At 63.4% G+C, this 17,317-nt stretch carries 17 protein-coding genes; 10 read left to right on the top strand and 7 right to left on the bottom strand.

The genetic code is table 11. The features are described 5' to 3' along the window. The first annotated feature begins 549 nt into the window (after positions 1-549). From ACFK0J_RS30985 to ACFK0J_RS30975, 3 genes are all read left to right on the top strand, one after another. Entirely contained in the window at positions 550-1,212 is a 663-nt protein-coding gene (locus ACFK0J_RS30985) for a hypothetical protein (protein ID WP_378733262.1), read from the top strand. A gap of 299 nt (positions 1,213-1,511) precedes the next feature. Beyond that, on the top strand, positions 1,512-2,870 hold the full coding sequence (locus ACFK0J_RS30980; protein ID WP_378733261.1) for an IS110 family transposase: 1,359 nt from the start codon (positions 1,512-1,514) through the stop codon (positions 2,868-2,870). A 425-nt stretch (positions 2,871-3,295) separates the two neighbouring features. After that, positions 3,296-3,724 carry a hypothetical protein gene (locus ACFK0J_RS30975; protein ID WP_378733260.1) on the top strand — a complete coding sequence of 143 codons (429 nt, stop codon included), beginning with the start codon at positions 3,296-3,298 and terminating at the stop codon, positions 3,722-3,724. Positions 3,725-3,897: 173 nt separating this feature from the next. Here ACFK0J_RS30975 and ACFK0J_RS30970 read toward each other — a convergent pair whose 3' ends face one another. Beyond that, positions 3,898-4,953, bottom strand: a complete 1,056-nt coding sequence (locus ACFK0J_RS30970; protein WP_378743166.1) for an IS30 family transposase — start codon at positions 4,951-4,953, stop codon at positions 3,898-3,900. Positions 4,954-5,322: 369 nt separating this feature from the next. Between ACFK0J_RS30970 and ACFK0J_RS30965 the strand changes: the two genes are divergently transcribed. Beyond that, the gene (locus ACFK0J_RS30965; protein WP_378733259.1) at positions 5,323-6,069 is read left to right on the top strand and encodes a class I SAM-dependent methyltransferase; all 747 of its coding nucleotides are present in this window, start codon (positions 5,323-5,325) and stop codon (positions 6,067-6,069) included. Between the two features lie 493 nt (positions 6,070-6,562). Here the strand turns inward: ACFK0J_RS30965 and ACFK0J_RS30960 are convergent, their stop codons facing one another. Continuing rightward, positions 6,563-6,712 (bottom strand): transposase, encoded by a 150-nt coding sequence (locus ACFK0J_RS30960; RefSeq protein WP_378743164.1) that lies wholly within the window; start codon positions 6,710-6,712, stop codon positions 6,563-6,565. Then, positions 6,670-7,719: a hypothetical protein gene (locus ACFK0J_RS30955; RefSeq protein WP_378743406.1), complete on the bottom strand. Its 1,050-nt coding sequence runs from the start codon at positions 7,717-7,719 to the stop codon at positions 6,670-6,672. Before ACFK0J_RS30955 ends, ACFK0J_RS30960 begins: the two co-directional genes overlap by 43 nt. 396 nt (positions 7,720-8,115) lie before the next feature. Here ACFK0J_RS30955 and ACFK0J_RS30950 point away from each other — a divergent pair, with 396 nt between their 5' ends. After that, entirely contained in the window at positions 8,116-8,646 is a 531-nt protein-coding gene (locus ACFK0J_RS30950; protein WP_378733258.1) for a hypothetical protein, read from the top strand. Between the two features lie 126 nt (positions 8,647-8,772). Here ACFK0J_RS30950 and ACFK0J_RS30945 read toward each other — a convergent pair whose 3' ends face one another. The 3 genes from ACFK0J_RS30945 to ACFK0J_RS30935 form a co-directional block, all read right to left on the bottom strand. Continuing rightward, positions 8,773-8,958 (bottom strand): hypothetical protein, encoded by a 186-nt coding sequence (locus ACFK0J_RS30945; RefSeq protein WP_378733257.1) that lies wholly within the window; start codon positions 8,956-8,958, stop codon positions 8,773-8,775. A 144-nt stretch (positions 8,959-9,102) separates the two neighbouring features. Further along, complete coding sequence (locus ACFK0J_RS30940) at positions 9,103-9,531, bottom strand: helix-turn-helix domain-containing protein (protein WP_378733256.1); 429 nt, start codon at positions 9,529-9,531, stop codon at positions 9,103-9,105. A 167-nt stretch (positions 9,532-9,698) separates the two neighbouring features. Then, positions 9,699-9,992 (bottom strand): hypothetical protein, encoded by a 294-nt coding sequence (locus ACFK0J_RS30935; protein WP_378733255.1) that lies wholly within the window; start codon positions 9,990-9,992, stop codon positions 9,699-9,701. A gap of 858 nt (positions 9,993-10,850) precedes the next feature. Between ACFK0J_RS30935 and ACFK0J_RS30930 the strand changes: the two genes are divergently transcribed. The 5 genes from ACFK0J_RS30930 to ACFK0J_RS30910 all read left to right on the top strand — a co-directional run bounded on the left by ACFK0J_RS30930 (position 10,851) and on the right by ACFK0J_RS30910 (position 14,554). Then, complete coding sequence (locus ACFK0J_RS30930) at positions 10,851-11,291, top strand: hypothetical protein (RefSeq protein ID WP_378733254.1); 441 nt, start codon at positions 10,851-10,853, stop codon at positions 11,289-11,291. A gap of 172 nt (positions 11,292-11,463) precedes the next feature. Beyond that, positions 11,464-11,934 carry a pentapeptide repeat-containing protein gene (locus ACFK0J_RS30925; protein WP_378733253.1) on the top strand — a complete coding sequence of 157 codons (471 nt, stop codon included), beginning with the start codon at positions 11,464-11,466 and terminating at the stop codon, positions 11,932-11,934. Beyond that, a complete protein-coding gene (locus ACFK0J_RS30920) occupies positions 11,850-12,041 on the top strand; it encodes an ECF-type sigma factor (protein WP_378743162.1) in 192 nt (63 codons plus the stop codon). Before ACFK0J_RS30925 ends, ACFK0J_RS30920 begins: the two co-directional genes overlap by 85 nt. 420 nt (positions 12,042-12,461) lie before the next feature. Next, on the top strand, positions 12,462-13,127 hold the full coding sequence (locus ACFK0J_RS30915; RefSeq protein WP_378733252.1) for an ArsR/SmtB family transcription factor: 666 nt from the start codon (positions 12,462-12,464) through the stop codon (positions 13,125-13,127). Next, entirely contained in the window at positions 13,124-14,554 is a 1,431-nt protein-coding gene (locus ACFK0J_RS30910; protein WP_378733251.1) for an MFS transporter, read from the top strand. The genes ACFK0J_RS30915 and ACFK0J_RS30910 overlap by 4 nt, the downstream gene beginning before the upstream one ends. A 296-nt stretch (positions 14,555-14,850) precedes the next feature. Here the strand turns inward: ACFK0J_RS30910 and ACFK0J_RS30905 are convergent, their stop codons facing one another. After that, positions 14,851-16,461 (bottom strand): ABC transporter substrate-binding protein, encoded by a 1,611-nt coding sequence (locus ACFK0J_RS30905; RefSeq protein ID WP_378733250.1) that lies wholly within the window; start codon positions 16,459-16,461, stop codon positions 14,851-14,853. Positions 16,462-17,317 lie beyond the last annotated feature (856 nt).

Here is a 17,317-nt window from a genome sequence, read left to right as displayed (position 1 = left end):
ACCCAGCGATCTCAGAACCAGCGAGGGAGGGGCTTGGCCCGCCGCAAAGCTGACGACGGGGCTCGTACCTTTATGGTGAGCGGCTTCGCGGGCGACAGCGCTGAACGCGCCGTGATGCCCGGATCGGTGGGGCTATGGTCGATGTGCTTCTGGATGGAGTCGCCTTGGGGGTATGAACCGACACACGTGTTGCCGGTTGGGTTTGTCCGCCGGCCCATGTCGAAGTTTTGCGCCTGAGTAATGGCTGGGTCGCTGTGGGTTTGGTGGACGGTGCCGGTTGCGGGTTCGTAGTCTTCGTGGATGGTGCGTACGACTCCGCCAAGGCCGGTTGATCTGGAGGCCCTGTTTCCCGAACTTGCTGCGTTTCGGCGAGAGGCGGTGCGGTTGCATCCCCGTCCGGGGCGACCAGGTCTGCGAGACAGTTCGTTGGGTGGGCCGCTGTTGTGGCCGCGGTGGGAACCGTGGCCTCGTTGTTTCGACATGCACGAGGACCGGTTGGACAGAGGGAGTCTTCCCTGGGGGCAGGCCACTCCGGAGGGGGCACCCTTCGTGCCGGTCCTGCAGTTGTTCGCTGACGACATCCCGGAATTGCCGTTTCCGACCGAAGCGGATCTGCTGCAAGTGTTGTGGTGCCCCTACGTCCATCTACGGAGCTATGCGCCACGGCCGGAGCTTTACTGGCGCAACAGCTTTAGATGCGGCGATGACCATCCGCAACCGCCCCGCCCGCGCGATGCACGCCCCGAATATCTGCCGAACCCGTGCGTTTTGCATCCGGAGCGGGTCGTCGACTATCCCAGGGACGATATGCCTCGGGAACTGTTCCAATCCTTAGAAGATCGCTTCGAGCGGCTCTGGGAGACGACGGGTTGGAGCTACGAGCAGGATTTGGCCGAGTCCAGTGGCGTGAAAGTTGGTGGTTACCCGACCTGGAACCAGGATCCAGACTGGCCGAACTGCCCCGGATGCGATGAACCGATGGACCACCTGCTCACCATCAACAGCATGGAGTTCAACGGCAGTGCATGGCGTATCTGGCTACCGCTGGAAGACCGCCCCGCCACCGATACCGAGATGGACTTCAGAAACCCCGATTTCGCGGACAAGATCAGTCCCCACGGCCTGGGTCTCGGCGACGGCGGCGGTATCTACATTTTCGACTGCCGCACATGCCCCTACTACCCGTACACCTACCGTTACGACTGCTCGTAGCCAAACACCCGAGCGAGTCTTCGCGATCGTCGCAACACATGGTCCGGAGTCCATGGTGCCACTCGAGCTTCCACGCTAGCCGAAGGGCGGGGGTGGCGAACGTATCCAAATCGCGCGCACAGGGAGCCATTTGCGGATGTTCGCCGGGCGGCCCGGCCGAGTACTGATCATGATTGCCCGAACGCGCGGATCGCGGCATAGAAACACGTTTGGTGCGTCGGTTTCCTGGACGTGGGGAACGTCCTCCTGATGCGCTTGTCGGGCTTGGTGTCCCATCGCAAAGAGCAGGAGGACGTTCCATGAGTAACGGTAGCGGTGTGTCCCGGGGTGATCGCAACCGCAACATGCGTCTGAGCAGGCTGCGGGCGTTGGTCCCGCCCGAAAACGCGATCATCGGGATCGATCTGGCCGACCGCAAACAGATGGTCGTGATCTGTGACCACGACTCGAAGGTGCTTGCCCGCAAGACGTTCCGGTGCCGGGCCTGGGATATGGGTGCTGCTTTGGACTGGGTCGCAGAACGTGCCGGGGCAGCGGGGTTCAGCGGGGTGACGGTGGCGTGTGAACCGACCGGGCATCGGTGGCGAGTGCTGCGACAGCTGGCCGCCGACCGGAACATGCTGTTCGTGTGTGTGCAGCCAGCGATGACCTCCTGGTCACGCCGTGCCGAGGACCTCACCACCGACAAAACCGACGACAAAGACGCGGTGCTGATCGCGCGATTGACCGCGCAATTGCGCTGCTATGCACCCGAACCGGTCGATGAAACCTGGGGTCGGCTGCGGCATCTGGGCGCCCGCCGCGAACGACTGCTCGTCGAGGTGGTCGCGCAAGTCCAGCAGATCCGTGCCCTGCTCGAATGCGTGTGGCCGGCCGCGCTCGAGGCCGCCGCGCAGCCGTTCAAATCCCGGACTTGGATGGCAGCACTGCGAGTGATCTGCGGCCGCGACGGCGGCGACTTCGCCCGCACCCGCCGGTTGGGCCGAGACCGGCTCGAGCGACTGGTCCGTGGCGAGGTCACCCGCGCAGGTGCGAAGCGACCGTGTTTTCGGATCACCGGGAAACTCTTTGCCGCACTCGATGATCCGGCCGGAGTGCTCGCTCACCGTCGCGGTGCGCTGGAACGGGTGCAGCTGCTGCTCGAGGACTGGGCCGAGGCCAAGCGGCGCCTGGCAGACACCGAAACCCGCATGGTTGGCGTGCTCGACGAGCTCCGGCTCACCGGGCTGGTCACCTCGATCGCCGGACTCTCCGCGGTCGGGGCTGCGGCGATCCTGGCCGAAACCGGCGACCCCGCACGCTTTCCCACCGCCCGGGCAGTAGTCAAACACGCTGGTCTTGCACCCCGGGAGAAGAAATCCGGTGCCTTCACCGGCCGCGCCAGACTCACCGGAGCCGGGCGTCCCGGCTTGCGGTTGGCGGCCTGGAGAGGCGTGTGGGGCACCCAACGCGCCAACCCCGTCTATGCCGCCCGCTACCGGCATCTGACCACCCGGGAGACGAACCCGCTTGCTCCTACCCAGGCTCAGGCCGTGATCGCCGCGGCGATCCTGCGCCAGCTCCACGCCGTGGTCACCACCCGACAACCCTGGAACCCGCACATCGCTACCCACGGCACCACCACAACGGAGGCCACCATGATCTCGACCGCCGCCTGAGCAGGCGGATCGTCGAGCGGTCGGTCGGGGCGAGCCCCACGCGGCATCGAGACACCCACCGGTGATCTCGTCGCAAATCATGGGCAGCCCCGCCCTGTCGTCACACAACCCGATTACACGCTGCCGGGTCACAACCCCATTACCGCTATGCCGGGACGACGACAGACCACGGGGCACCGACCGAACCACTTGACACAAACGCCTTACGCTGATTTGCGGACGTTGAGTTCGCCGAACTATTCGAGATCCGTTCTGGTGCGGGACACTCCCATCCGGAATCTTCGCAGGTACGAATACATAGAAGTCTGTTGGACCAGACTGGCTGGTTCACCTCTACAGATGGGACTTCGGTACGCCTTGGATCCAAGGTTGCGGCAGGTTCGAACATGTCGAGTACCTAGTAACCGACTGATCGGAGAAGGTCTATGACGTTGTTGAGGGTGGCTTCTGGCGTGTTTGTGGCCGTGGCGTGTGCATCGGTTGTCGGTGTGTCGGGAACGGCGAATGCCAGGCCGGACGCGACAGTGAAGGTCGAGAAGGTGACCTACGTCGATGAGCTGAACGTTGATGTGAAGATCGGCTACACCTGCGCCAAGGGTGAGGCTGAGGGTGTGGCGACGGAGGTGACCCAGACTGACCCTGCCCCAGCGGACGATGATGAGAAGGGGGAGAATACTGCTGGAGGGACTGGTTCGACCGAGAAGATCACCTGCAACGGCAAACCGCAGAGCGTGACGGTTCGTGTCAACCAGGGAAACGCTGATTTTATTCACCCAGGTCCCGGTGATGTCCGGGCGACGATCTATGGCTCGGGCGGCGTGATCAAAGACAACGAGGGCAACTTCAAGTGGTAGCAGCCTCTATCGAATGGAGTACCTCGGTGGGTAGGTTGTCGATCCGCTAACCACTCTTTCCCTGGGCTGATGAGATGCACGGTAACCGGCACCTTCGGATGTTCGCCGAGTGTTCGGCCGACCGTTTGATCGCGGCCGGTCGAACGCACGCACATCGGTGCGGGTTCGGGCGGTTATCGCAACACCTCGTTGAGTGCTTCTGATGGTGTCTTGAAGCCGAGGGTTTGTCGAGGGCGCTGGTTGAGTTCGTCGGCGATGGTATCGAGGTCGGTTTGGGTGTAGTCGCGCATGTCGACGGTGCGGGGAAGGTATTGGCGGACAAGTCCGTTGGTGTTTTCGTTGCTGCCGCGCTGCCACGGACTCTTGGGATCGCAGAAATAGACCGGGACCTCGGTGGCGACGGTGGACTGGGCGTGAGCGGCCATTTCGTGGCCTTGGTCCCAGGTCAGGGTGCGCCGCAACGCGACCGGCAGCGTCACGATCCGTGCCGCCAGCGCGGCCGCGACCAGGTCGGCGCGATGTCCGTCCGGTAGCGCGACCAGGATGAGAAATCGAGTGGAGCGTTCGACCAGCGTCGCGATCGGGGACATCCCTCGACCGAAGACCAGATCACCTTCCCAATGGCCTGGAACAGCCCGATCGTCGGCTTCGGCCGGACGCTGGGCGATGGTGAGAACACCGGGCCGGCGCCCGCGCCCGTCGGGCAGCCTGGTCCCGGCCGGTCGGCGCATCGCCCGCCGGGTCCGCAGATAGCGAGTCAGCTCGTGGCGCAGGTCGCCGCGGGCCTGGATGAACAACGACCGGTAGATGCTCTCATGCGACACATAACCCATGCTGCTCCGCGGGTTTTGACGGCGCAGCCACCCCCGCGATCTGTTGCGGTGACCAGCGTCGGGCCAACAGCTGGGCGACCAACTCGCCCAGGCGCCGATCCCGGGACAGTTTCGTCGGTTTCGGTCGCACCGCCCGCGCCCACGCCGCGTGGTCGGCGGGCAAGGCGCGATACCGGTACCGGCCCCCGTTGCCGGCGACCTCCCGAGAGATTGTCGATAGCCGCCCCGCCTCAACCGGGCCGCGATCCCACGCAGCGACTCACCCGCGGCCAGCCCAGGCGAGATCTCTTCCCGATCAGCCAAACTCAGCCGTAGCTCGCCGCGTCGCCGGGCAGCTGCCCGCACCCCGCCACAGCGTTTGAGCAGATCACGCACCGTCGATGGATGCCTGCCCATCTCGCGGGCAAGCACCTTCACCGCCTGGCCGCAGCGCCATCGCCGCCACACCTCATCGATCTCCGTCTCGGACAACGCCGTTCTCGTCACCCCACACCACATCCCCGTTCATCGCGAGAATCAAGTGTTGCGCTGACCTATTGAGAGCACCGGCATGATCGGATGTTCTCGAGTGTTCGGCCGATCGTTTGATCACGGTCGGTCGAACGCGCGCACATCGGCAATTCCGGACATTCGCCGGGCGGTTCGGTCGACTGCTGATCATGGTCGGCTGAACGCGCGCGTCGCGGCATGAGGGGACATGAGATTCCTTAGTCAACCTCTTGTCACCGTCGCGCCGGGCCACAGGGCCGCTGTTAGCTTCGAAGTATGGACACTTCACCTTCGAACGACTCGGGCCGTGCTGCGGCGTACGACCCGATCGCGGACGCTTACGCTGAGGAGAACGCGACCAGTCTCCTCAATGAGTACTACAACAGGCCTGCGATCCGTAATCTGCTTGGTGACGTGTCTGGTAAGCACGTGCTGGACGTAGGTTGTGGCTCCGGCCCAACGCTTGTCGACTTGCTCGAGGGCGGAGCTACTGTTGTCGGAGTTGACGGCAGCAAGGCATTGATCGACATCGCCCGGGACCGTGTCGGAAGCGGCCCAGAGCTGTACGTCGCGGATCTAGCTGACCCGTTGCCATTCGACGACTCCACCTTCGACGACGTTGTTTGCTCTCTGACGCTTCACTACCTGGAGGACTGGCACTCCCCACTGACGGAGATCCGCCGAGTTCTGAAGCCGGGAGGCCGCCTGATCCTCTCCGTGGAGCATCCGCTTGTCATGTGGTTCGCTGCCCTCCAAGGAGGCAACACGACGAACTACTTCGCCACGCGGCCTCGTCATGTGGCGGACATGGCAGGACAGGACGCCGACCTAACGTTTTGGGACCGGTCACTGTCGACGATGTTCAAGACCTTCTTCGACACCGGATTTCGAGTGACTCACCTCGACGAACCTGGCCCCGCCCCGGCTGCGCTGGAGCAGTTCCCAGAGTTCTTTGAAGATAAGGATGACCCCCGCTTTCTGGCCTTCCTGTTCCTGTTCCTGGTCCTCGTCTCGGAAGGTTGACGTCCACACAGAATCGATCAGGGGCTTCCAGCCGGGTGCGCTGCAACTGCTGAGTACCGCCCCGGGGCTCAAGAGGGGATGGCCCACCGCGTCGGAAATTGAGCGGTAATCGGCTACTTAACACTGGTGTTAGGACTTGATCCCGGCCAGGATCGGGTCCAGGTGCCCGGTGAGAAGCTCCCAAATCGGCTGCCCACCTGCGTCATTGGTGTGGCTCTCTAATGGCTTGCGTCTTACCGGTCACCGTGCCGGGAATGGCTGAAGGAGACCTCCGATGGCGCTAAGTGTCAGTGGCGGCGTGTTGGGGTGTGTTGGCCAAGGGGCCGAATGCCTTTGCTGGGTTGAATGATTCGCGCGTGTCGAGGCAGTGATGCAGTTGGCCGAGGAGCTTGTTGAACAGGTGGCGTAGGGCCGCGGGGTGGCGGTCGCCTCTGGCGCGGCGGTTGAGGTAGTGGTCTCGGGTGGGGCCTTTGTTGGCGGCTGCGGAGAACGCCTAGACCCAGCCGACGGCGGCGAGTCGGTTGTTTTTGACTTTGCGGTGTGTGATCACGATGGTTTTGCCGGATGCTCGGGTGACTGGCGCGGATCCGGCGTAGGCCATCAACGCTCGGGGGTCTGTGAATCTGTCTCGGTCGTCGCCGATTTCGGCGAGTACTCGTGCGCCGGCGAGGTCGGCCAGGCCGGGAAAGCTGGTGATGATGTCGTGGTCGGGATGTTTGCGGAATTGTTCTGCGGTGGCGTGCTCGAGGTCGTCGGCGCCGCGGCAGGCGGCGTCGAGAGTGGCCAGCAAGGCGAGTGCCTGGTAGCCCAGAGCGTTTTACACCAGTGATGGTTGGCGTAGTTGCGGGGCGCGCAAGCGGTGGAATATGTCGGTGGCCAGGTGATCGATACCGCGTTGGCGGCCTGCTCGGCGTAGTGCTGTGGTGATGCGGGTCTTGGTGAGTTTGGCGGCGTGGGCAGGAGTGGGTGCGATGGCCAGGACGGCGCGGGCTTCGGGTTTGGTGAGGTTGGTGCTGATTTGGTGGTTCTAGCGGCGAAAGTGTCCAGGAAGGCGGGGTAGTACTCACGCAGCAGCGATCGCAACTCGTTGCTTGCTTCGGTGCGTCGCCAGACTGCGTCCTGTTTGGTCCCGATCAGTTGGCTCATGTCAGTGAGTCGGCGTTGTTCGCGGTATTCGCTGACACCCTTCAAGATCGGTCCGAGCAACGAAGGGTCGGCTGTGAGGGTCTTTTCGACCATGTCCAGCACTTCGGTGTCCGAGGTGAGCGACGCTGTGAGATTCAAGAGCGAACGTATGTGATGGCGATTGTCGACCCACATTTCATAAACTGCCCACTCGGTGTCGAGCAGCAGACGACTCGCGTGCTGCTGTGCGGTGTTGGCTAGGTCCGAGCGGCTGGTCTCCTCAGCTACGAACATCAGCTCGCGCAACAGCTGCACCGCCGTCGCGAGAGGCTGCGCCCCAGCGGCGTCAGTGATGAGCGCGGCAAGGGTCGCAGCATCGGCATTGCGAGCGACGGAACCAGCCAACCCGGCCGTCACATCAAGCCCGTAGGTCAGGGTCGTCATCGTCTTGGGCAATGTCACCGCGTACTTTGTGGCCTTAATCAGATCGGTGTAGAGCTGCGGATCGTAGGGGCGCGTCTTCACTCTGGCCCATGGGCGTGCGCTGTTCAGTAGTTCCAGGTGTTCGCGAAGCTGACGCTCGGTCTCACCGCATTCAGCGCCGCCGAAGCCCTAGATAGTTCGACCAGCGCACTCTCCAAATTCTCGTCATCTGCGAGCGGAGGAGGCCCTGGCCACTGAGCCGATGCTGCGACCACGTCGTCTGCGGCTCGTTCCACCCACTCACACCACGGCTTCACCTTGGTAGACATGGCCTCAACTGCGTGCAACTCGGCAACGAGGTCGACCAGCAACGGGCGCAGGACTTCGTGTGCCTTCTGGAGGCTCTCCAACAGCGCGGCCCTGTACGGCTCGGTCTGCGCTATGGAGGGTTCGGGGGGTGGTAGCAGTTCCCCCGTCTCGCCATCCCAAGAGCCTGGCATGCTCGCCTGGAACCGAGTCCGCATCGCATGCCATGACGCCGCCGAGGCCGCCGTCTGCTCCCCGTTGCTGCCGCGCGGTGCGCGTCAGGCGCCCGACCGCACGCGCCGCCGCGGCAACGTTCGTCGCCGCCGCGACCGCCAATCCGTAGCCTGCAGTGCTGAACGACTCCTCGATTACCTGTTGGGCCTCGTCGTCGGTAGGCGGCCAGCCCTTCTGCACCCGCTGGTGCTCGGCGATCTGCCGGCCCTTCCAGTCGTGGAGCAACTCCACGGGAAACCGTGCTGGTGTCTGGTCGATTTCGAAAGCGTGCTCAAGGCACATCGGGATGAGGTTGGCCGCGTCGCGATTGTCGGCCTCGCTCATCTGGGGGTCCCACCGCGGTCCACCTTCGCTGCGCGCGCAGATATGCGACACGTGGCTATTGAGGATCGTGTCCCCGGTCTCATCATCGATCTTGAAAAGCGGACGTCCACAGTCTGGCTTGCCGCACCGGAACGCGGTTCCGTACAACTGCCGCACCGTCGCTAGGGTCGGCCTTCGATGCACAATCGGCTCGGGCGCGGAGTCGGCGTTCTTCGTTACCCCGACATTCTGCCCCGACTGCTCGTGTGCAGATCCTGCTTCCGCGACGTATGAGCGATCGGATCGGCTGCGTCACCCGAATCGGTGGACGACGCCGTCCGCCACCTGCACGACGAGCGCCGCATCGACCACAGCTAGCTGGTAGGAGACCACGATGACCAGGCGTTTCCCGGTTGCCCATGTTTTGTGTGCCTGCCGATAATGCGAACCTGCGACGACAAACCCATAGCTACGAAGCGAGGCGTACAGCGGAGTCATTGCCGAACTTTTTCGGCACGCGGGCAACCCCTGGGCCGCCGGGCCACCGCTACGTCAGCGGAAATTAGCAGTTCACGGCCCGTGTACAGATGTGTGGATGCTGTTCGAATCGCCCTGGGGGGCGCGAACCGACACATCGAGTGTTCAGCGTGGCCGTCCGTGTGTGTCGCGTCGTGTGATGCCGTGTCGTTGGAGTGCTGTACGGATGGTGGTGTGGGCAACGCCGAGGTGGTTGCCAATGCGGGCGAGTGATTCGCCGTGCTGGTAGCGGATGATCGCGTCGGCGATTTCGTCGTCGGTGAGGCGGCGTTGCTCACGGATGGTGGCGCCGCCGGTACGAAGGATATCGAGGATGCTGCCTTGGCCGAGGCTGTACTTGGCGGCGAGATGCTTGGTCGAGGCGCCGGCTTCGTAGTCCGCGAGGATTGTGGTTTTGTCGTCGTCTGTGAGGCGGTGCCGCAGTGCGTGTAGTTGGGCTGTGGGGGAGTGGCTTCGCGTGCCTTGATCTGCGGTTCCTCGGAGGATGCGGTCTAGGGCAGAAATTAGGCTGTCCTGGTTCGAGTAACGTCGCATTAGGTCCACTTGAATCCCAGCTCAGGCCCGGTATTGCACCGGGCCTGACCTGTTCTATTTGATCGAACCCACGTTTACCCCACGGTTTCGCTTCCAGTTTCGGCGAAGGCGTGGCCCCGGCTTCCGATGGTATTGTGCTGCGTCGGCGGGCGAGACGCGGTAAACCGCTATTCGGCAGGTGGATTCGGCGTAGACGCCAGCGCGTGGAGCGCGCCCTCGTACCAGGTATGGATGGCCAACCAGAGGTATGGAGGCTGACCCTCCTCCTGTTCCAGTTCGCGAGCTTTCCGGACCAGGTACTCCAGCATCGGATTGTCCCGATCCGGAAACGGGTACGGGAAGGCGTCGTCAGACGCTGTGATGCTGTCGGCTCGGTAGTCGTTGTGTCCGTTCGCGATTATTCGGCTCGACTGGCGAGTGACGTACTCGGTCGGGATGACTGCAGGTCCGTCTGGATCCATGGATTGCCCCGGGTCAGTTTCGGTATCGAGACTGCTGGCCTGGGTAGTGTGCCACGCCGCTGATATCCGCTGAGCTGTTCGCAGCCGCGCCTCGATCCGGTGGGATCGCACAGTCCCATCTGTGTTGCGCCCTAGGCGGGGCTCCATCCAGATGGAGACCGTGTCGACCACCAGTTTCTCGGTGGGCAACTCGTCGTAGAAGCCGATTTCGCGCCGTCAAACGGCTGACGGCATTCCGCGACAGGCCCATGCCCGGATTCGACTGCGGTCAGGTCGAGGAGTTCTGGGGACGATCGGTGAAGGCGCCGCTTCTCTCCCTCATCTCGTGCCCGTGGAACCAACCTCATGAGACACCACAGTTAAGGCGAACGCCGTGATGCAGCGAATCCGCCGACTACATCGGGTTCCCGACGGGCGTGCGCACAGGCCGATGCCCGTCACCAGGAAAGGCGGCAGCTCTATTGATGACGACTTCACGACACGCGGGCAATGCGAGCAGTTTGGTGCCAACCTGAATGCTATGACGGGTGCTGCTGAGGGTGCGGCCGCGAGATCCGATGTGAGTCTGGCGAATCCGGGCGGGAGTTGTGGCCGCGGGCTCACCCGGCAGTTCCCGTTCGGCGCTGGCCGGATACGCCAACATTCTGGCCAACGCGGTCGAGCTTTCACTTCTCATGAGATCGCCCAGGAGGAACGCTCGTGACCTATGGCAGTCTGCCGGACCCTGCTCCCGGGCCCTCGGCACCGGGATTCGGACCTGCGCCGCCGCCCGATTCGGACCGCGAATCCGAGGCCGCGCCGACTCGTTTTCAACGGATATTGACGGTGTTTCATCGGGTGACTCTGAGGTTGAGCTGGATGCAGATCACTGCCATCGTCGCCATCGTCGTCGCCATCATCGCCGCTATCTCGGCGTTGTTCTTCACGGCACCGCCACCGGATTCCGAACCTGCGCCGCCATCGGTTCCGCCGACGGGTGATCCGGACCGCGAGCACGACGGCACGCCAACCCACTTTCAACGCGTGAAGGCGGCATTTCATCGCGTGACGGTGTGGCCGGGATGGATGCAGATCACCGCGGTCGCCACCACCATCGCCGCCATCGCGGCGTTGTTCTTTACAGCCCGGACGCTGCAATCCACCAACGATCAACTGGAGATCACGAGGGCGGCTGCGATCACCGAAAGCCTGTCGAAAGCCGCCGAGCGACTGGGAGCGGAGCTGCCTGAGGTACGGATGGCGGGGATCTACATTCTGGAGCGGCTGGCGAATGAAGCCCCGACGCCAGACAGACCGTGACCGAAATGTTGGCCGCGTTCGTGCGTGCCCGGGCACCGCTCACCGACGACTGTGTGGTACCGCCTGTTGGGAGGTTCGGTCCACGCCCCGATGTGACCACTACGGTGACGGTTCTCGCTCGGATGCCGCGCGACAGGTCGAGCTCGCCACTCGTGCTCGACCTGCGTGAGACATGCCTGATCGGCTTACGGTTGACGACAGGCGAACTCCCCTCGACCGACCTGGGGGCGCCAACCTGACGGCCGCTGAGGTGCAGGGAGTAAACCTCGCGGGGTCGTCGCTGTTGTCTGCCAACATCAGCAATGCAGTATTCGTGAACGTCAACCTTGCGGGCGCGGTCCTTGTCTCGGCCAACGCCTCCAATACCCACTTCAAGGACAACACGAATCTTCACAGAACCCGGCTGTACTGTGCGCGCTTGGAAGGAAGCAATCTGAAGGGGACACGGGAATCCCGCATTTCGGAGGCAACACCTTTCCCGCTAGCTGCGACAATGCAACTCGGCTTCCGACGGACTTCCCACCGTTGTGTCAGCGATGAACATCGGATTCCGAGCAAATACCTGACCACGGTGATCAGCACGATGTCGTTCGCCGAGAAACAGGTTCCCGCAGGATGGCGGGATACAGCAACCAGGAAGTAGCCGACGAACTCGGCGTGACCGTCAGTTCGATGAAAAATCGGTATGACCTGGCCAAGGCCAAGGCCCGCGACAGCGTTATCCGCGCCGGACTCCGAAACCGCTTCTGACAGAGCAAAGGAGGGCCCCGCCGTTGGCGGGGTCCTCCTTATGCTGACGTCGATGCCCGGTTAGCAATGCCCGGGGTGGTGATCGAGCACTACATCACCCCGCTCGTCGGTGCCCTCAATAGGTCAGCGCAATTGGGGATTCTCGCGACGAACGGGGATGTGATGTGCGATGACAAGGACGAGGTTGTTCGGCGGTCGCCCAAAACCTCAGCGGCGCAGTGGGTCTGGTGACAGTGGGTGCGGCGCAGCAGACCGCCCACGCCCAGATCGACCCCAACGTACCGCAGACATAAAACCCCGGCGTCCAACTCCTCGACCTGTGACCGATGAAAAGATGACGGCCGCCGACGACCCCGATCCCCAAGAGTTCTTCGCGAAGAACTCTTTGCGAAGAACTCTTGGGGGTTTAGAGTGCGTCATATGACTGACCCAAGCCAGAGGCTGGATGGCCCGAAATCCGAAGCAGGCGTGGTTGTTCTGGATGCCAAGGGGCTGCGGGCCCTGGCGCACCCGGTGCGTTTGCAGTTGGTCGGACTCCTGCGGAAGTACGGTCCGTCGACGGCTACCCGCCTTGCCGAACGGTTGGGTGTGCATTCCGGCACTGCCAGCTATCACCTGCGTCAGCTCGGCGCGGCAGGTTTCGTCGAGGAGGACACCGAGCGCGGCAATGCGCGAGAGCGTTGGTGGCGGTCGGTGCATCAGATGACGGAGTTCAACGACCCCGGGCTGGCCGAGCGGGAGCCCGAAGCCGCCTTTGCCTACTTCCAGTCCATCGCCGCCATCCACACTCTTCGCACGCAGCGGACGCTGAACGAGCTTCAGACGATGCCTCGTGCGTGGCGGGACACCTTCGATATGAGCGACTGGTCCCTGCGGCTCACACCGGAGGAGACCGCTGCGCTGGGGTTGGAATTACAGACAGTCATTGCCCGCTATCGCAGAGATACGCCGGAGGCATTGGCGAGTGCGCCCGACGGGGCCAAGCGAGTCGGCATCATTACGCACCTGCTGCCTGAACTGGATGCGCCCGCCACGTCCGAGATCCATTCCAGTCCTGAGAAAGCGCCAGGAACGGAGGCGCCGTGACGGAGGATGCTCCGGGGGTCGATGGCCTACCCGGCAGGCGGGCCTTGCGGCCGCTGGTCGGGGTATTGGCGGCCATCGCGGTGTCGCTTACCGGCACTCGGGTCTCGGCCATCGCCTTGCCCTGGTTCGTGCTGGTCACGACGGGCAGCGCCACCCAGACCGGGCTGGTCGTTTTCTGCGAGATGACTCCCTACGTGGTGGTCAAGGCGTTCACCGGGCCATTGGTAGACCGGATCGGCCCGCGGATCGTTTCCTGGATCACCGACCTTGCCAGCGCGGCAGCCGCCGCCGCAGTACCTCTGTTCCAATCCTTGGGCTTGCTTTCCTTTCCGCTCCTGCTGGTGCTGGTCGCGCTGATCGGCGCGGCCCGCGGTCCCGGCGACCTGGCCAAGGAGGTGATGGTCCCGGAGGCGGCCGAGCGCGGCCGGGTGCCGCTGGAGCGGGCCATGGGTTTGTCCGGCATGACCGAGCGGCTCGCCTCCACTATTGGCCCGGCCATCGGCGGCACGCTTGTGGCGCTGCTCGGCCCCCTGACCGGACTTGTCGCCAACGCGGTCTGCTTTGCGCTCGGATCGGTGATCGTCGGACTCGCGCTACCTCGCGGTATGGGGCACGGAGCAGAACTGGGCCCCTCGCAGGCCGAGGCACCAGGACCGGGTTACTGGCGACAATTCGGGGAGGGATTCGGTTTCCTGCGGGGCCAGCCGCTGCTGCTCACGGTCATCATCATGGTCGGGATCACCAACCTGTTGGATGCGGGATTCATCATGGTGCTCATGCCTGTCTGGGCCAAAGAGTCCGGCAACGGGCCGACCGCAATCGGCCTCCTAGTCAGCGTCATGGGCGCTTCGGCGGTTACTGGGAGCCTGATTGCTGCGGTGGCCGCGCACAAGCTACGGCGCCGAATGGTGCTCTTCACCGGATTTCTGTTGGCCGGGGCCCCGAAATTTCTGATCCTCGCCACCGATGCGCCGATGGGCGCGGTATTGGCCGTGTTCGCCATCAGTGGATTAGGTGCGGGCTTCCTCAACCCGGTGCTGGGAGCGGTCCTTTTCGAGCGGGTGCCGCGCCGGATGCTGGGCCGGGTCGGCGCGCTCGGTGACTCGCTGGCCTGGGCCGGTATTCCTCTCGGTGGACTGATCGCTGGGGCGGCGGTGGCTTACGTCGGACTTGTGCCGGTGCTGCTCGCCGGCGGGATCACCTACTTCCTCACCACGAACCTGGCCGGGCTGCGCCCGGAATGGCGTGAGATGGACCGCGTGAATGGGCGAGGTGGCATCGACATCGACCAACTCCAGTGCCGCATCACCATGCTCGAACAGAAAGTTGTCGAGCTCACCGGCAGACTCGAAGAACTCGACCACGAACTCGACGCGGCCCGCGCGGCGAACCGAGAACCTTTCACCAGCATGAACAAACAGCGCTGAGAAATAGGCGAATTCATCGGTTCGCCCCAAGTGAACTCTTACCCGGGTGCTTTCGGGCCGGAGGCAGCGCCAAATGATCGATCCCGGCGGCACCGAAACACCGGTCAACTTCTACGGCATCGCCCCACCCCGGCGCACCCACGCCAACCAGATGTTCGACTGTGCTGACTGCGGCGCCATCGCGGTCACACCATCGCACAGCGCGCCCGCTCGGTGCGCCAGGCCGAACTGCCCAGCTGCCCGCGGGAGCAGTTCGACCGTCTGAACCAGCGGGCCCACCGAATCTCAACCGGTGACTACTTTTCGACAGCCTCGTAGGCGAAAAGGCCGTTCCAGGTCAGCTTCGCCTGTCGCACCTTGTCTGAATGCCCGGCGTTGTTGTTGTCGTTGAACACCGGAACGTCGGGCATGTCCTGGAACAGGATGGCCTGCGCCTTTGCGATGTGTGCGTAGGACTCCTCCGGTGTGGGCGCGGCCAGCGCGGCGGCGATGAGCTTGTCGAATTCGGGGTTGACGTAGCCGATGTCGTTGCTTGCCGAATCGGAGAGATACTGCGGCATAAGGAAGTTCAGCATCGTCGGGTAGTCACCCTGCCAGGCGTTACGGAACGCGGTGCGGATGGACTTGCTGGTGATCGCGTCGCGCAACGGCTTGAACGTCGGATACGGTGCGCCGATCGCCTCGATGCCGAGGGTGTTCTTGACGCTGTTGGCGACCGCCTCGATCCAGGCCTGGTGGCCGCCGTCGGAGTTGTAGGCGATCTCGAGGCGACCCGTCCACGGGGCGATGGCGTTGGCCTGGTCCCACAGCTTCCGGGCCTCGTCCGGGTTGTACGTCAGCAGTTCCACTCCGGGGAGATTGTCGTGGAAACCGGGCAGGCTGGCTGAGGTGAAGTCCCGCGCGGGGGCCTTGGTGCCGTGCCAGATGGTTTCGGCGATCTGCGGCCGGTTGATGGCCAGCGAGATCGCCTTGCGGCGCAGCACGCCTTCCTCGCCGCCGAAATGCGGCACGGTGGGCTGGAATCCGATGTGCTCGTATCGTGCGGTCTTCTTCTGGATGGCGCGGTCGCCGAGATCGTTTTTGAAACTGGTCAGCGCGTTGTCGGGAATGGTGTCGAGTAGGTCGAGGTTGCCGGCCAGCAGATCCGCGTAGGCGGTGTCGTAGGTCGCGTACATCACGAACCGCAGCCCGTTGTTTTTCGCCGGACGCTTGCCGCGGTAATCAGGATTCGGCACGAGATCGATCTGCACGTTGTGTTGCCAGGCGTCCGGACTGGCAAACTTGTACGGGCCGTTGCCGATCGGGTTCTCGCCGAACGCCTTCATGTCCCGGTACGCCACCTCGGGCAGCGGAAAGAACGGCGTGAACCCCAGCGAGAGCTCGAAATCGATCGATGGGCGGGTGAGATCGACCGTGAACGTGCGATCGTCGATCACCTTCAGCCCCGACATCGTCTGCGCCTTCGGCGGATCCACCGATACCTCGTCGTAGCCGACGATCGAGGCGAAGATCCAGCTCTGCAGTTGCGCATTGGTGCTCAGCGCACCGTAATTCCACGCGTCGACGAACGACTTCGCCGTCACCGGGGAGCCGTCGGTGAACTTCCAGTCCGGCTGGAGGGTGATCCGATAGTGCCGCCGATCGGTCGACTCGATCGACTGCGCCACCTCGTTGTGGGCTTTGCCGTCGGGGTCGTAGTACTTCAGCCCGGCGAACAAGCGGTCGACCACGCGACCGCCCTGGTTCTCGTTAGTATTCGTCGGAATGAGAGGATGTTGCGGCTCACCGCCATTGACGGTGACCACGTCCTTCGCCGCATCACCTCCGTCGGACGTACAGGCCGTCAGGCCCAGTCCGGTCGCCAATACCACGGCCGCCAGTAATGCTGTCCATCTGGTGGATCTCAACACGCTCTCCGTCCTCGAGTGGCCGAGTCGAACCTGGCCCTCGTAATACCCTCGGACAGTAGCTATTTCGTGGGTCGTTGTCCTCGAAATCCGCACCCCGGGCGCCGCAGTGAAGGTTGTTGTCACGTCATCCTCGTCCACCTGCGGTCGCTGACAGTGCATTTCGACCCTTCGCGGCAAGGTCGGCTGGGAGGGGAGGGACTTGCGGGCTGCCACGTCGGGAGACAACCAGCCTCACCCGCACGGCCATGGCGCAATTGGTAGAGCGCACCACACAGGCACTGTGGGGATCGGGGTTCGGGGCGCCCCCGTTCGGTAAGAGAGTTTGACCGGTCATCGGTCAATTGGACGAGCTTTCTGGAGCTGATGGCACGCGGTGATGGCCATAGCGGGTGGCGTATTCGGGGTTACCCGTCGCTGTTTACCGCTAGCACCAGACCGGGCCCGTCGGACCGTCGGGGTGAGTGTGATGGCGGGCGTGGTGGCGACCGCAACGCCAGACCCGCCACTGCATCGCTCTTGCCGAGTCGAGCGTTGTCCATTGCGGCTCAACGACTTTCGCTCCGTTTGTGACTCACGGGGTCGGGGCAAAATGCCAAAAACAGCAGAAGAGTGACCTAGATCACTTTGGTAGCGAACTTGCTTACACCTCGAAAAATGTTGTGTTTCAGTAGAACTGGATGTGGGGGGGGGGGGGGGGTCGACGGCGTCTTGTCCAGCTCCAATCTTGTAGCTGCTCGCTGAGAAGTTTCACCACTAGGCCCGGAATGGGCTCACCAGCAACAAAGCACTTGCTCGCCCTTCATTGTCGGTCGGGCTTTCTATTTGGGGAGATAGTCGTGGCCAAGAAGGATGA

This window comes from Nocardia brasiliensis, assembly GCF_042691675.1.
In the GTDB taxonomy this organism is placed as follows: domain Bacteria; phylum Actinomycetota; class Actinomycetes; order Mycobacteriales; family Mycobacteriaceae; genus Nocardia; species Nocardia brasiliensis_D.
Note: the sequence above shows the minus strand (reverse complement) of the source record. Positions and strands in the feature narration are given on the sequence as shown.